Origin of the sequence: Ferruginibacter sp. SUN106, from assembly GCF_050611765.1 — a bacterium.
In the GTDB taxonomy this organism is placed as follows: Bacteria; Bacteroidota; Bacteroidia; order Chitinophagales; family Chitinophagaceae; genus Ferruginibacter.
In genome coordinates this window covers 496,466-512,282 of sequence record NZ_JBODJC010000004.1, presented here as the reverse complement: position 1 = coordinate 512,282, position 15,817 = coordinate 496,466, and the positions used below count along the sequence as shown (strand labels likewise).

Annotated in this window: 12 protein-coding genes; 1 reads left to right on the top strand and 11 read right to left on the bottom strand. The window is 37.9% G+C overall.

Translation table 11 applies throughout. The annotated features are described in order from the left end of the window. Nucleotides 1–11: 11 nt before the first annotated feature. The 10 genes from hisA to ACQ334_RS18225 all read right to left on the bottom strand — a co-directional run bounded on the left by hisA (nt 12) and on the right by ACQ334_RS18225 (nt 12,775). A complete protein-coding gene (hisA, locus tag ACQ334_RS18270) occupies nt 12–731 on the bottom strand; it encodes a 1-(5-phosphoribosyl)-5-[(5-phosphoribosylamino)methylideneamino]imidazole-4-carboxamide isomerase (protein ID WP_430989696.1) in 720 nt (239 codons plus the stop codon). After that, nucleotides 728–1,318 (bottom strand): imidazole glycerol phosphate synthase subunit HisH, encoded by a 591-nt coding sequence (gene hisH / locus ACQ334_RS18265; RefSeq protein ID WP_430989695.1) that lies wholly within the window; start codon nt 1,316–1,318, stop codon nt 728–730. Before hisH ends, hisA begins: the two co-directional genes overlap by 4 nt. A gap of 71 nt (nt 1,319–1,389) precedes the next feature. After that, nucleotides 1,390–2,532 carry a bifunctional histidinol-phosphatase/imidazoleglycerol-phosphate dehydratase HisB gene (gene hisB, locus ACQ334_RS18260; protein ID WP_430989694.1) on the bottom strand — a complete coding sequence of 381 codons (1,143 nt, stop codon included), beginning with the start codon at nt 2,530–2,532 and terminating at the stop codon, nt 1,390–1,392. Next, nucleotides 2,529–3,581, bottom strand: a complete 1,053-nt coding sequence (gene hisC, locus ACQ334_RS18255; RefSeq protein WP_430989693.1) for a histidinol-phosphate transaminase — start codon at nt 3,579–3,581, stop codon at nt 2,529–2,531. Before hisC ends, hisB begins: the two co-directional genes overlap by 4 nt. Next, on the bottom strand, nt 3,581–4,870 hold the full coding sequence (hisD, locus tag ACQ334_RS18250) for a histidinol dehydrogenase (RefSeq protein WP_430989692.1): 1,290 nt from the start codon (nt 4,868–4,870) through the stop codon (nt 3,581–3,583). Before hisD ends, hisC begins: the two co-directional genes overlap by 1 nt. Nucleotides 4,871–5,017: 147 nt before the next feature. Continuing rightward, a complete protein-coding gene (hisG, locus tag ACQ334_RS18245) occupies nt 5,018–5,869 on the bottom strand; it encodes an ATP phosphoribosyltransferase (protein ID WP_430989691.1) in 852 nt (283 codons plus the stop codon). A gap of 273 nt (nt 5,870–6,142) precedes the next feature. Continuing rightward, a complete protein-coding gene (locus tag ACQ334_RS18240; protein ID WP_430989690.1) occupies nt 6,143–7,075 on the bottom strand; it encodes a site-2 protease family protein in 933 nt (310 codons plus the stop codon). Nucleotides 7,076–7,139: 64 nt separating this feature from the next. Further along, nucleotides 7,140–8,150: a dipeptide epimerase gene (locus ACQ334_RS18235; RefSeq protein ID WP_430989689.1), complete on the bottom strand. Its 1,011-nt coding sequence runs from the start codon at nt 8,148–8,150 to the stop codon at nt 7,140–7,142. Nucleotides 8,151–8,245: 95 nt separating this feature from the next. Beyond that, nucleotides 8,246–9,928, bottom strand: a complete 1,683-nt coding sequence (locus tag ACQ334_RS18230; protein WP_430989688.1) for a hypothetical protein — start codon at nt 9,926–9,928, stop codon at nt 8,246–8,248. Between the two features lie 165 nt (nt 9,929–10,093). Next, nucleotides 10,094–12,775 (bottom strand): 4-alpha-glucanotransferase, encoded by a 2,682-nt coding sequence (locus ACQ334_RS18225; protein ID WP_430989687.1) that lies wholly within the window; start codon nt 12,773–12,775, stop codon nt 10,094–10,096. Between the two features lie 173 nt (nt 12,776–12,948). Between ACQ334_RS18225 and ACQ334_RS18220 the strand changes: the two genes are divergently transcribed. Then, on the top strand, nt 12,949–13,107 hold the full coding sequence (locus ACQ334_RS18220; protein ID WP_430989686.1) for a hypothetical protein: 159 nt from the start codon (nt 12,949–12,951) through the stop codon (nt 13,105–13,107). A gap of 69 nt (nt 13,108–13,176) precedes the next feature. Here ACQ334_RS18220 and ACQ334_RS18215 read toward each other — a convergent pair whose 3' ends face one another. Next, a complete protein-coding gene (locus ACQ334_RS18215; RefSeq protein WP_430989685.1) occupies nt 13,177–14,988 on the bottom strand; it encodes a hypothetical protein in 1,812 nt (603 codons plus the stop codon). Nucleotides 14,989–15,817 lie beyond the last annotated feature (829 nt).

The window sequence follows — 15,817 nt, the reverse complement described above, 5'->3', positions numbered from 1 at the left end:
TAATGAATAATTTAATAATTAATAATGGATAATTCCTCCAGTGTGATCAGTCCTTCGTAAATAGCTTTGCCTATTATTGCACCTTTACATCCGATGGCTTTTAATTCTTTTACGTCATCAATATTACTTACACCACCACTGGCAATTAAATTTATCTCAGGATGTTCTATCATGATTTTTTTATAAAGATCTATTGATGGCCCTTGCATCACACCATCTTTTGAAATATCGGTGCAAAAAATATTGGTGGTACCCAGGCTAATCATCTGCCCGATAAAATTAAAAATATTAATGCCGCCATCTTCCAGCCAGCCGCTGATCTTTATTTTTTCATCCAGCACATCTGCACCTACTAAAAAATGTTCGGCGCTAAATTCCATCAGCCACTCTTCTAATAATTCAGGATGCTTTACTGCAATGCTGCCTACCGTAACCATCGCCGCACCTGCATTAAAAATATTTCCAACGTCGGTAATATTTTTTACCCCTCCCCCAAAATCAATTACCAGGCTTGTTGCCGAAGCAATATTTTCCAATACTTTTAAATTGATGATCTTTCCTGCTTTTGCACCGTCCAGGTCCACGATGTGCAACCGCTGTATTCCTGCGGCTTCAAATTGTTTTGCTACTTCAACAGGATTTTCGTTGTATATTTTCTGCTGTGCATAATCGCCTTTAGTAAGGCGTACACATTTTCCGTCGATGAGGTCAATAGCAGGAATAATAATCATGGCAGATGTATGAAGTTTTGTAAAATAATTTCGCCAACCTTTCCTGATTTTTCAGGATGAAACTGCACTGCATAAAAATTATTTTTTTGCAGTGCTGCACTGTAAGGTAAACTATAATCTGTTTTTGCTACCGTTTCATTACACAATGCCGCATAATAGCTATGTACAGTGTAAGCAAAAGCTTCTTCTTGTAATCCTTTAAATAAAACAGATTGATAATCATAAATAGTATTCCACCCTATCTGTGGTATCTTTAACTCCTTTGATTCAAATAGTTTCACTTCTGTATCAAATATGCCCATACATTGGGTATCACCTTCCTGGGAATGATTGCATAACAGTTGCAAACCCAAACAAATTCCCAATACCGGTTGCTGTAAAGATGTGATCACTTTATCCAACTCCCTTGCTCTTAAATATTCCATTGCAGCATTGGCATGGCCCACACCAGGAAAAATTACTTTTGATGCATTGCGGATAACAGCTTCGTCATCTGTAACAACAGATCCGACTCCTATCCGATGCAAAGCATACTGCACACTTTGTACATTACCGGCGTTATACTTTATAATTGCGATGTCGCTCATTTCTTGTTTATTATGGGCTAAAGCCCGGAAACATTAAACTATTTTATTCCCTGGTATAAATGCCAGGCAAATTATAGCATTCCTTTTGTTGATGGCAGCGCATTGTTATTGATATCTCTTTTCGCTGCCATCTTTATGGCCTTTGCAAATGCTTTAAAAATAGATTCAATTTTATGGTGTTCATTTTCCCCTGCTGCTTTTATGTTCAAATTACTTTTTGATGCATCGCTGAATGATTTGAAAAAATGAAAGAACATTTCTGTGGGCATCTCTCCTATTTTTTCTCTTTTAAATTCAGCATCCCAAACAATCCAGTTCCTTCCACCAAAATCAATCGCTACCTGGGCTAAGCAATCATCCATGGGTAGTAAAAAACCATAACGTTCAATCCCTCTTTTATCACCTAAAGCCTTTGCAATGGCTTCGCCTAAAGCAATGCCCGTATCTTCAATACTATGATGTTCATCAATATGCAAATCCCCTTTGCACTGGATATCCAGGTCAATATTACCATGCCTCGCAATTTGTTCCAGCATGTGGTCAAAGAACGCTAAGCCGGTTTCAATTGTTGATTTACCAGTGCCATCTAAATTTACTGCTACTGTTATTTTAGTTTCGTTGGTATTACGCTGGTGAACAATTTTCCTCGGCGGTAATTTTAAATATTCATAAATGTCCGACCAATCGGGTGTTTCTAAAACGATCACGTCTCTCTTTAATTCAGCGATGGTATCTTTTATTTCCGATGCGCCAAGATTGGTATCTGTATTTAACCAGAATCCTTTGCAGCCCAGATTTTTTGCTAATTCCATGTCTGTAATTCTATCACCGATAACAAATGAATTCGCAATATCATACTCCGTGTTATTCAAATATTTTGTCAGCATACCTGTGGCGGGCTTACGTGTAGGGGCATGCTCTTCAGGAAAAGTTCTGTCTATACAAATCTCACTGAAATGAATAGCTTCATTTGCCAAACTGGTCATTACCAGGTTATGTACCGGCCAGAATGTATCTTCAGGAAAACCAGCAGTACCTAATCCATCCTGGTTGGTCACCATTACCAATTCGTAATTTAATTCTGTTGCAATTTTACGCATGTACAAAAACATATCCGGGTAAAATTCCAGTTTTAAAAATGAGTCCAATTGATAGGTTGGTGGTGCTTCTTTAATCAACGTGCCGTCCCTATCGATAAATAATATTTTTTTCACCCTTGGTATTTTTTTAAAGTAGATAATAGATTTTTATTTTCTTCCGGCGTTCCGACTGTTATTCTAAGACAATTTTCGCATAATACTTCTTTATTCCTGTTACGCACTACAATTTCATTATCGGCCAGGTATTGGTAAAGTGTGTCGGCATCATTTACTTTTACTAAAATAAAATTAGCATCTGTTGGATATACTTTTTTTACAAAAGGCAATCTAACCAATGCCGCAGCCAGTTCTTCTTTCTGATGCACCACCTCCCTGATCCATTTATTTACCATCACCGTTTCCTGCAAAGCATCCAAAGCGATCTGTTGCGATGCTTCATTAATATTATAAGGCGGCTTTACCTTGTTAAAAATATCAATGATATCCATGGATGCAAAACACAACCCTAGTCGTAATGCTGCAAGGCCCCAGGCTTTAGACAAAGTTTGCATAACAATTAAGTTAGGATACTCCGTTAACTCCTGTATAAATGTTTTTTGTTTAGAGAAATTGATATACGCTTCATCAATGATAATAATGCCGGGGAAATTATTCAGCAACACTTCCACATCAGTGCGGTTCATATTATTACCTGTTGGATTATTGGGCGAACAGATGAATAATAATTTAGTGTGATTGTCTGTCGCATTCATAATACCTTCCACATCCAGTTCAAAATCTCTCGTGAGGTTAACTTTTTTTATCGCCACATCATTAATGTTGGCGCTTACCTGGTACATGCCGTAGGTAGGCGGACAAATGATCACATTATCTTTTCGTGGCTCACAAAAAATACGATAGGCCAGGTCAATCACTTCATCGCTGCCATTACCAATAAAAATATTCTCGGCCGGCACGCCTTTTATTCTTGCCAATTGAAATTTTAATTGCCATTGCAGGGGATCGGGATAGCGGTTGTAATTTTCTGCCACCGGCGAGCCGTAGGCATTTTCATTCGCATCTAAAAATACTGATGCTTTACCTGTAAACTCATGCCTTGCCGAAGAGTAAGGTTTGAGCACTTTAATATTATCCCGTATCAGTTTATGTAATTCAAATTGCATTATGATTTGTTTATTTCTTTTAAACGAATGGTCACTGCATTTTTATGTGCATCCAATCCTTCTGCAGCAGCCATTACTTCTACTGCATTGCCAATGTTTTGTATGCCGGCTGCATTCAATTGTTGAAAAGTGATCTTCTTTACAAAACTGTCTAACGATACGCCACTATAAGCTTTTGCATAACCATTGGTAGGCAGCGTATGATTGGTACCTGAAGCATAATCCCCTGCACTTTCAGGAGAATAATGCCCGATGAAAACACTTCCTGCATTGATTACTTTTTCAGATAATTGCAAAGCATTATCCGATGCAATGATCAAATGCTCCGGAGCATATTCATTTAATAATTCAAATGCGGCATCCACATTTTCCATTACAATAAACCTGCTGTTGGCTAAAGCTTTTTCTGCAATAGTATTTCTTGACAGAACAGCTACCTGTTTTTTTAATTCGCTCTCAACAGCAGTAACTATTGAAGCGGTGCTGGCTACTAAAACCACCTGGCTGTCTGCACCATGTTCGGCCTGGCTTAATAAATCGGCTGCAACAAATGTGGCATTGCTGCTTGCATCTGCATATACAGCCACTTCACTCGGCCCCGCAGGCATATCAATGGCAATGCCGCTTGCATTTACCAATTGTTTGGCACAGGTTACATACTGATTACCCGGGCCAAATATCTTATACACTTTCGGAACAACAACTGTACCGTAAGCCATGGCACCAATTGCCTGCACACCACCAATTTTATAAATATTTTTTATGCCGATCAATTGTGCTACATATAAAACCACCGCATTCACTTTTCCGTTTTTATCGGAAGGTGTACACACTACAATTTCTTTACAGCCTGCTATTGTTGCAGGAATACCCAACATCAGTAAAGTAGAAAATAATGGCGCTGTTCCTCCCGGAATATACAACCCTACTTTTTCAATAGCCACCGCTTTTCTCCAGCAAACCACACCGTTTACCGTTTCAATTTTTGTAACCGTTTCTTTTTGTACTTCATGAAATTTGGTGATGTTATTTTTCGCAATCGCTATCGCAGCTTTTAAATTATCATCAACAGATGCAATGGCCTCCTCAATTTCCTTTGCACTAACTTTTAACTCATTCAATTCCACGCCATCAAATTGTGCGGCATATTTTTTTACGGCAGTATCGCCATTCAGTTTTACATCTTGTAAAATAATTTTTACTTTTTCTTCCAATGAAGAAGTATCAAAAACCGGGCGCTGCAACAATTGCTGCCATGTATTCTTTTCTGGATTTATATAAACTTCCATTTTAAAAATGTCGCTCCTACGGAGCTTTGATGAATATTACTTTTTTATTCTTCTACCAAACTTTCGCTCCTATGGAGCTAAAGCTATATCACATAATCTTCTTTTCAATCTTCTCCATTTCCCCCTTTAGAGGATAGGGGCATGTGATTACACAATCATCTTCTCTATCGGTATCACCAAAATTCCTTCCGCTTCAAATTGTTTTAATTTTTCTATCACTTCCCAAAAATCATTTTCATTCACCACACTCTGCACACTGCTCCAGCCCTCCGTAGCCAATGGAGTTACTGTAGGACTTTTCATACCCGGCAAAACATTTTCTATATTTTGTAATTGATGATTAGGCGCATTTAAAATAATGTACTTATTATTCTTGGCGGTTTTTACAGCATTGATACGCAGCAATAATTTTTCTAAAATATTTTTATTTTCTTCAGAAAGATTTTTGTTGGCTGTTAATACTGCTTCTGATTTTAAGATCACTTCTACTTCTTTCAATCCATTGGTAAATAAAGTACTGCCACTGCTCACCAGGTCACAAATAGCATCAGCCAATCCAATACCAGGCGCTATCTCTACCGATCCGCTGATCTCATGTATCTCTGCAGGAATTTTTTTCTCCGCTAAATATTTTTGCAGGATAGTAGAGTAAGTGGTAGCAATCTTTAATCCGTTCAGATCTGTTATGGATCTGTATTGCATGGTTTTAGGTACAGCAATGCTCAACCTGCATTTACCAAAACCTAAACGATAGACTAAATCAATATCCTTATTTTTTTCCAGCAATACATTCTCTCCTACAATGCCAATATCAGCCACGCCATCATACACATACTGCGGAATATCGTCATCCCTTAAAAAATAAACTTCCAGCGGAAAATTTTCGGCTATTGTTTTTAATTGCTTGTTGCCATTGTTTAATTGAATACCACACTCCTTTAAAAGTTTGATGGAATCTTCATACAAACGCCCCGATTTTTGAATTGCGATCTTTAACATTATTTGTTTTTTATTACACGAATTAAATACACTAATTACACGAATTTTTTTGCCCGAATTTACTTTTGTATTCATCCGTGTAAATTCGTGTAATCCGTGGCTAAATAAAAAAGGGCTCACTTTTCAGTAAGCCCTTGATTAAAATTATGTGTAGTTACATACAAATCAGCACGCTTACCCGTTGAGTAATGTATGATGATGGTGTATGTGAACGATTTGTTGCATTGTTAGCACAAAGTAAAGACGGAATGTTTATATCTCCAAATAAAATTTCTACAGGTAGCCCTTATACTGCAGCCATTGCAATATGGGCAGGGTAAATGCAATGATCCATACCAGCAGAAAGGCAATCCTGCTGCCACTGGTAAGGTCATCCTCGTAAGCCGGCACTAATACACTTTCGATATGCTTAATGATCATTTGCTCATCAGCCGATTGTTCTTCTGTTGAAAATTTGCTGCTCAGCACCCTGCTGTTACTGATCACCACGTTCCTGATCTGCCAGTATTCAGCATCAGTAAGGTCATCGTAGGAGCAGGCATAATCAACACCTTCTTCATCTAATTGTTTACGCACTTTGTGTACCTGGTTAACCTGGCCTATGCGGAGTAAAACAAGCACTGCAATCAGCAACAATCCCCAAGCATTATTTAATTTAAAGAAGAGGTACACCAAAGCGCCACAGGATAAATACAAAAAAAGCAATTGTATTATTCTGCTGCCATTGAAGAATAAAGTTTGAAAGAACTGGCCGCCGTCCAATGGAAAAACGGGTAACAGGTTAAATACGTTCAGCAATAAAAAAGGCATCGCCAGTTGAAAATAAAGGTGTTCGTAATTGCCCTGGTGCAGGTATAAAAGAATAATGCCGATCACAATACCGGGCAAAGGCCCAGCCAATAAAACGATCAGTTTATTTTTCCTGGAAAGATTAGAAGCTGTGCCCGAAACATAAGCGCCGACAAAAGGAACAAAAGTCATGTTCACGCCTTTATAGCCAAAAAATTTCATGGCAATAAAATGCCCCAGCTCATGAATAAAAATTACCGTCACCAATAACAATACCGAAAACCAGCTTTTAAAAATCCAGTAATCGATGGCAATAAATAATGCCAGGCTTACCAGTGTTCTGGATAAAGATGTTTTTTTAAATGCTGTTTCTCCGGGCTTTACTACTAATTCTGACGATTCGTTTTCTTCGGTCATGTAAAATTTTTTTAGTACAAACGTACTACATGGTCAGACGGGGGCGTCAGACCATGTAGTACGTTTACAAAATTGTTATACCTAAACCCGGCATTTCGTTATACATAATTTTTCCAAAATCAAATCCCACGCCTGTTGCAATATCTTCACTTAATAACAATGGTCCATCCATATCCACTTTATCTAACAATGGTGCCAGCTGTGCAATGGCAGCTGTACCAATACTGCTTTCATTCATACAGCCTATCATTACTTCCATATTCAGTTCACGGGCCTTTGCGATCATGCGCCTTGCAGGTGTGATGCCACTACACTTGGTAAGTTTGATATTGATACCATGAAAATGCCGGTGACATTTTTCCACATCGCTTTCAAATACACAAGCTTCATCTGCATATAATGGTAAAGAAGATTTTTCATACAGTACTTTCATACCTTCCCAATTATCTTTTGCCAAAGGTTGTTCCACCATCTCTACACCTAATGCTTTTAACAACGGAATTTTTTCCAATGCCTGTTCCAATGTCCAGCCTGCATTGGCATCTACTCTTAAAACAGCATCCGTATGTTTTCGCAATGCTGCCACCATTTCAATATCATTTTCTACCCCTACTTTTATTTTATAAATGGGCCAGGGTTTTTCTTTCATCTTGGCTACCATATTATCGATGCTGTCAATGCCAATGGTAAAATCAGTAACGGGACTTTTGGTAATATCTAAATTCCACAATGCATGTAATGGTTGGCGTTTTAATTTGCCATACAGATCCCAGCCTGCCATATCCAATGCACAAACTAAAAATGAATTAGCAGGAAAAAGATGGTGCAAATAATGCCAGTATCTTTCCGGTTCGTTAAAAGCATATTTCTCTACAAATATTCTCTTGCTCTCCAGGTCTTCCACCATTTTTTCCACCGGAATATTATAATAACTGATGGCGGGTGCTTCGCCATACCCCCTGATGCCCATAAACTCTAATTCCACAATTAATGTGGGTTGGTGTGTTTTGGTTCCTTTAGAAATTGTGAAGGGGTGAGTGAACGGGAGATTGTATGTTTTGTAATTTACTTTCATGAGTTTATTAATACACAGCACTTACAGAAAACTGCGTTATTTAAGAAACAATGAAGATAGAATAAAAAATGAATCTCACTATTGAAATGAATTGGTTACAACCGTGTTGATAACGGAAAGAAACGGCCTCCGGAAAATTTATAGATTGTACCCGCTATTTTAATGGTATCGTTATCGTGCAAATCAGTAAGATTAAAAATATCCTGTTCAATAGTATGTATGCTGCCGCCTGTTCTGTAGGCCAATTCAATATAATCGGTATTTACCCAGCCCATACCTGTACCACAAAGCACTACTCTTACCGGCACTTTAACATCGTATAGCAAGGCCATATCTTTTACCGGACTTAAATTATCGGCTATCAAAATAACAGTAGCATCTGGTGATTTTAATTCTATACTTTTCAATAAAGCCTCAATATCATTTTCGGGAGCATCGCCTCCGCTCCCTTTTTCCATTGCGGTGTACATTGTTTTTATTACAGAGTCAGGCAAGTTTTTTAAACAACTATAAATACCACCTGTTTTTCCAATTACTTTCAGGTTATCAGGTTTATTATCGCCATCATTAAAGAATACATAGTCTGAAGACGACTTATCCATCATTTCCAGCGTATGCCACAAAGCGATCTGCTGCATATATGGATACATACTTCCTGTAACATCTGTTACAATCATACGGGATGGCCATTTGTTCCGGTTTAAAACAGCACATACCACATTCTGTTCTTTTTCAAAAAACTTAGGATCTTTTTTTAATTCTTTTGCTGCAAGTTCCACATCGTAGGTAACTTTTGGTATTAAACTCTCCAATTTCAATTCTTTAATCTTCTCTACTGCTTTATAAATTGAATCTCTCCGGGCTATAAAAGCTGCTTCTTCTTTTTTCTGTTTTTCAAATTCTTTTACACTGGGGTAATTTAAAATAAGATCGTTGGCAAGAATAAGGTGGTTCTCTTTTTCGATATTGATATCATACACATTGGGAAAGTATTTTAATGATATGGTATATTGATCATCAGCAGGCAATATTACTATGGCGCTGCCATTGGCCGAAGTCCTGATCTTATGCTCAGCCATTTTTTTCCCCTTCACCACAATAGTATCCCCCACTACAGGTTTATCATACAGATTTTTATACACTACATTGATCACTGATTTAAAACTATCAATAGCAATCAGTTCTGCATGCGTATCATCACTGAAGTAAAGTATATAATTTAATACGGCGTCTTCGGCGTTCCTGATTTTTATAGTGTTATTTTTTATAGTAACTCCCGAAGATTGAACCAGGTATTGCTCATTTCCATTTACAGAAAAATGCACCGTATCGTTAGTTATCCTGAGTACCTGCGTTGAATTATTGTTTGTTTTGATACTGATATCTTTTAGATCTTTTTTATTAAATAATCTTATAACGCCGGATGGAATAATTTTTTCCTGCAGGTGATATTTAAAAGTAAAGTTCAATGCTTCTCCATCCGCATCAGGAATTGTATATTCATAGGAATCTTCGGAGTTATCAATAGTAATAGCAAAATTTTCGCCAATACGTAGCAAACATGCAGCCACCCCGTTTTGATCCGTTTTAAAATTGATGATTTTATGAGTAGCGGTATTTTCAAAATGCACTTTAGTTATGATCTTCTCACCTTCAAATGTGGTAAAATTCAATTTGAGTAGTGCAGAGTCTTTGCCGGCTGAACCTGTCTGTGCATTAGTAATAACTGAACAGCAAATAATAAGAAAGCTAACCAGGATCGTTTTGGTGATACTCATAACAATGGATAATGTTAGTAAATGATTTTGCAGGGAATGCAGCTACAACGTACCGATATGGTGAATAGTATGCAAATGGAGTGCAACAGGCAACATTAACATTTCTATAAGTATTGTTGGTCGGTGAGGACACCGGCCAGGGGAGATTTTTTTATTGACTGTTTATTACCTGCCACTCGACATCACATAACCCTTCACTTCCTCATTAAATTCATCTTCTTTCAACAGGTCTTCAAGATTAATGTGCATGCGGTATCTCCAGTAATGATTAGGATTAGCGGGAATGTTGATGCGTTCGTCATCCGGGTTTTGCCGCCTTAGTTTTTCGCTGATGCCCAGCCAGTCCTGCAGTTGAAAAATGCTCCACATAGCAGGACAATATAAATGTTCGGTTACAATTTCTTTATTCACCCATGGCTCGCAGAAATACGGTGCTTCGCCATAGCGCCCCATTATGGTATTGTAAAAACGTTGTGTTTTAATCCTGTCTTCCTGCCACCAGCCACGTATGGTACTCATGTCGTGCGTACTTGGCGTAACCACACTCATGTATGGCGCATCATTAGGATGGAAAAATTCACTGGTACTTTTCTTAGGCATCCGCTGAATTTCCAAACTTAAGATCCCAAGTTGTTTCATTACATCGGGTACACAATGCGGCACCATACCAAGGTCTTCGCCACAGATCAACATATTGGTGCTGCGTTTTAACCCAGGTAATTTATGCATAGCTTCCTTCTCCCAAAAATCATCCTGCCTGCGGAAAAAATAATTCACAAATAATTCTTTCAATTCATATTGCGAGTGGCCGTCTAAATCTCTAAAAGATGAAGTTTGCTCCATACCAATACGAAAATGGAATTTTTGCCCCTGCGTTCCTTCTTCTTCAAACAAGATGACATTACTGATCAGGTCGAAAAGGCCCTGCTTTATTTTATTATCACTGTCATTATTGGCAGCAAAATAATGCTCTACTTTTCGTTGTGTATTAAAGGTTTCTTTTAATTCGTAATGATCTAAAAAATGTTCCTTTACATAATTTACTTCTTCGCCAAACAATTCGTACAATACTCCTTCGGTAATATAAGGTTTGCAATAGCGGTGCCATTCGTAGGAAATATTTCTTTCAAACAATTCATTAATGTGAATGGGAATAGCAGGTTCAAATCTGCCCATAATACCTTCCACGGCAGTTAAAGGAATACTCCATATGCGGAAGAAGCCCAAAATATGATCGATACGGAAAGCATCAAAGTAATTACTCATCTGCTCAAAGCGCTGCCGCCACCAGGTAAAATCATCTTCCTGCATGGCCTTCCAGTTGTAGGTAGGAAATCCCCAGTTCTGTCCTTTAATAGCAAAATCGTCCGGAGGTGCACCTGCCTGCGCATCCATATTGTAAAGCTTCGGTGCCATCCATGCATCCACACTATTTCTGTAAATACCAATAGGAATATCGCCTTTTACTGCAATGCCGTTTTTATGTGCGTAAGCAGTAGCTTCTGTTAATTGTAAATGCAAATGATATTGTGTAAAATAATGCACCGCAATATCATCATAGTGTTTTTGTGAAGGGCTCACCAAACGCTGGATCGCATTCTCATCATACACACTATTGGTCTTCCAGCTGCTGAAATCAGAAGTGTTGTATTTATCTCTTAAAAAACAAAATGCAGCATACGGTACCAGCCAATGGCGATTGAGCTCAAAGAATTCAAAGTATGCCGTATCGTCTTTAAAAATATCTTTTTTAGCCGTGTAAATTTCTTTGATGGCAGACAGTTTGAATTTGATCACACTATCATAATCCATCTCCTCCAACGCATTTAATTGCTGTTGTTTTTTCTTCAGCGATTTAATGAATGTGGCTTGTGATGCACCTGCTGTTTTCTCTAAATTTAAAAACAGCGGATGCAACGCAAATGCAGAGATGGCTGCATAAGGATAAGAATCTTTCCAGGTATGCGTAGCTGTGGTGTCATTAAGCGGTAAAACCTGTATGAGTTTTAAGCCTGTTTTCTTTGCCCAATCCACCAATAATTTTATATCGGCAAATTCTCCGGTACCAAAACTGTTTTTGCTACGCAAACTAAAAACAGGAATAGCCACACCGGCACCTTTCCAGGGTGTATAAGCTGCGTTAATAAAACCATCGTGGTTGATAGTGATCTTTTTCTTTGCTGCATCGCCGGATACGGTTCTGTTATTACCATTTTCAAATGCCTTGAACTTTTTGTTTTTTACATTGTAGATGCCGTACTTATAAGCTACCGGAAAAGTTTCCTTACCCAGGTTCAACCTTACTTTCCACCAGGTTTTATTTTTGGTGAGCAGTACAGGTTTTTCGGTAGACCAATTATTTAAAACAGTGGCACCGCCAGTAATACAAATGGCTTCATCCTCACTTAAAATAGGCGCTTTAACCCTGAATTCATGGGTATAGGCTTTAGGAGATTTTGCGGTAATTTTTGCAACGGCAGCAGGCGTTTTTAATAAAACATCCTGGAATGCCTGGGTAAAGTACACATTTTCTATTTCGCCGGAATAGTTCCAGGTATCAAAAAATACCAGTTCCTCAGCCTGTACATTATCGAGTTCTGCAATCCTGTCATCTCCAAATTCTACTGTTTCTTCCTTGCCTTCTTCTCTTAAAATATATTTATACTGAATGGTGTTCAACTCCTTAACCGTATCGATATTGATACTGCCATGCCAGAGTTCGTTATTAAGGTATTGAATGGGAAAAGCTTTGGAAAAATCATTATTGCCCAGCACATCATTATTGCCACTAATGAAAATCGACTGGCCAAAGTGTGTGGAAAACCGTAAGTAAAAATGTATAGTCATTAGCAAACAAGGTCTTAATCAGGGGGCAATATAAAACCTTTATAGCAAAATGTAAAAAATACACATTAAAAAATGAACAAAACGTTACAATAAGTGTATAAACTACCAGTTTTTTTTGTGTAAATGTTACAGCATCTATTCTTCTGCCTTATATTTGCAAAAAATAATTAGAAATGGAAACAACCAAAAAGAATACCGGACTTTACTGGATACTATTTTTACTTTCTGTAGCAGGATTTTTTGCAGTATTGTATTCACCAATAGGTGCTTATTGTTCAATGGTGCTTCCTTTTAATGTTACCTTTTTTGCAAAGGCTTTAGACCTGATGTAATTTCTCCAACTTATTTATACAAAAAACATCTGCCTGGTGGCGGGTGTTTTTTTATGCCCGGTACTATTTTTAATTAACATTTACAAAACCCGGGCGCCTGATAAAAGTGCTGTTATACTTAAAACGGATATTGGTACTCAGCTCCACTTTCCACACCCTCATATCGGCATTAGTACGGGGGAAATAATAGCCTTTCAATTCGATGGTACCAAATACCAGGTTTTCGTTACGGGTGCGGATACCTCCACCTACAGCAGTGTACAGATCACTTTTATTTAAATTTTCTTTTACGGGTTTAAGCAAACTTAGATCGGTGAATACAAATGGCGCCAGCCTGAAGCCCAGTATTTTATTGGTGTTATAATACACCGATTCCAGTTTTATTGTACCACGCAGGTCTGAATTAATATTCTCGGGGTTAAAATAGGGCAACGCATAACTGCTGTTGATAAACAGTGGTGCATTTAACACCGGGTTTACCTGCGCCGTAATACCAGAAGTAATAAACGTACGCTGGTACCATTTGCTGTTCAGTTTTTTTAACCGGGTAAAGTGTTCTATGTTAAATAGAAAAGTCATGTCTTCAAAACGCCGGCGATAAAAAAAGCCGCCACCGCTGAGTGTGAAATTACTGTACAGCCCCCTCTTTTTAAAGTTGGTCAAATTAAAATCAATGCCGCCATAAGGCCTTTTAAGCTGTTGTTTTTTTAACCAGCCACCGGTTAAAGACACGCTGAATCCTTCCGGTACATCTTCATTTCTGCCAAAACCATAGATAAAGTTGGTTTTATAAAAACTCTGTTTAAATACATCGATAGAACCCAGCACGCCAATGAAATTGGTATAGCGGTAATCAAACTCGGTTTTGTACCTGGTAGGCAGGTTAAAAAAATGCTGGTTAAATGCACGTAAGGCGGCAAACTTATGCACCCTTATTTCCTTGTTGGCATATAACCTGCGTTTACTATCCAGGCTATAGCCCAGCCACCCATCTATATTATAGTAGGTGTACCGGAAATCAGATTGGTACAAAGAATCATTAACATAAGCATTGTTAGTGCTGTAATAACCGGCTTCTAATGCGCCGGTACTGGGAATGTAAGGTGTTACCAGTGGCTTTTCCCATCGTGTGAAGAAATTACTTTCCTCCCTTCTGCCACTGCTGAATGAGGGGGCAAAGCTGTTATACCCAAGCGTCCAGTCTATAAAAGATCCGCCAATATTGCGTTTGGTAAGCTCTGCATTAAAAGCCTGGTGCGGACTCCTTGCTTCATCATATAACCCACTTACCAGTATACGTGTAGCACTGCCCCCGATGTTTTCGTCCTGCAATTCCAACCGCCCCCGTGTACGGGTATCTATTTTTACTTTTCCTCCCAAAGAAAAAATGTCTTTTGTCAGCACCACCACATCAACAGAATCTGCAGAACCTTCTGCAAAATCCACCACAATCCTTGCATCCTGTATGTAAGAAAGATCACGTAAATACCTTTCATTATCGGCCACCAGGTAAGGATAAAAACGGCCACCCTGCCTGAAAAATAAATTATGTTCTATTACCTTCTCTCTTGAATTTTTGTGAAATGCATTGGCCATCCTGATGCCAAAATTATTTTTGATATCGCAGGTATCATAAATACTACATTCAAAACCCAGGCGTATCATCTTTACCGAACGGATGATCTTGCCCTTATATCTCAAATATTGGTTTTCTATTTTCTGAGGAGGTTCATCCGGAGTGTAAGTGGATATGCTTTTGCCCAGCCGCCCCAGTAACCCTTTTTTCTTTGCCAGGAAAAAAGTATCCTGGTCATTACCTGGCTCTTGGGCATGGACACGATGATGCATCATAAATACAACAGCTAAAAAAATATACCGCAAGCGCTTGAACATATTTAATCCTTATATCTGTCTCGGTTTTATAAAGATATTGCATTGTAAGTAAATGAGGCCACTGCCTGATAGTAAGACGTGTGAATTATTAAGATGGTTATTGGTTCATAAAAAAATTCCAGGCAAGGAAATTCAGGTTGCCGAAGAGGCCGAAAATAATTTTTAATATGGGTGAAAAATGCTGAGCGATTTGCCCGGCTACAGCAGTTTTCTATTTTGAATCAGATGCTAACTGATGGTACCCGGGAATATCTTCCGGATTAATTTAACGAAAACAAGAATTTACTTCACAAAAAAATTCAGGTAGAAAAGGCTAAAAATACAGTATGTGTAATTTTTTTAAAACAATTTAATCAATTGTTTATTAATTAAATACAATACTTTACTTCAATTAAATTACATTTAATATTTCAATCAAAAGCTGAGTTGATTTACAATGATAAGATTGGCTTGTATAAAGAATGGTAATACCAACTCAAATAAATGAATTAGTGCAACGATTTTTAGCTGACCTCTTAGAGATCCGTAACCGTAGTTGTAACTTTTATCTTACAGTTCTTGAACTCCTGTAACTACTGTTTGCCGCTTGCTGCATAGTTATCGAACGTGAACAAGATACCAGGAAAAGCACAGTTACTAAAAGTAGTAGAAGTTTGTTTTTCATAAAAATGAGTTTGGATTAGAAATAAATTCAATGTAAAATTAAAGCTTATTGCTATAGAAGGGCTGCGTGAAACTAGGTTGTTTTTTTAGTAAAACTACCTGTACATTATACGCCTGATTTTTATAAAAGCTTGTTTATGAATATAGACCTGCT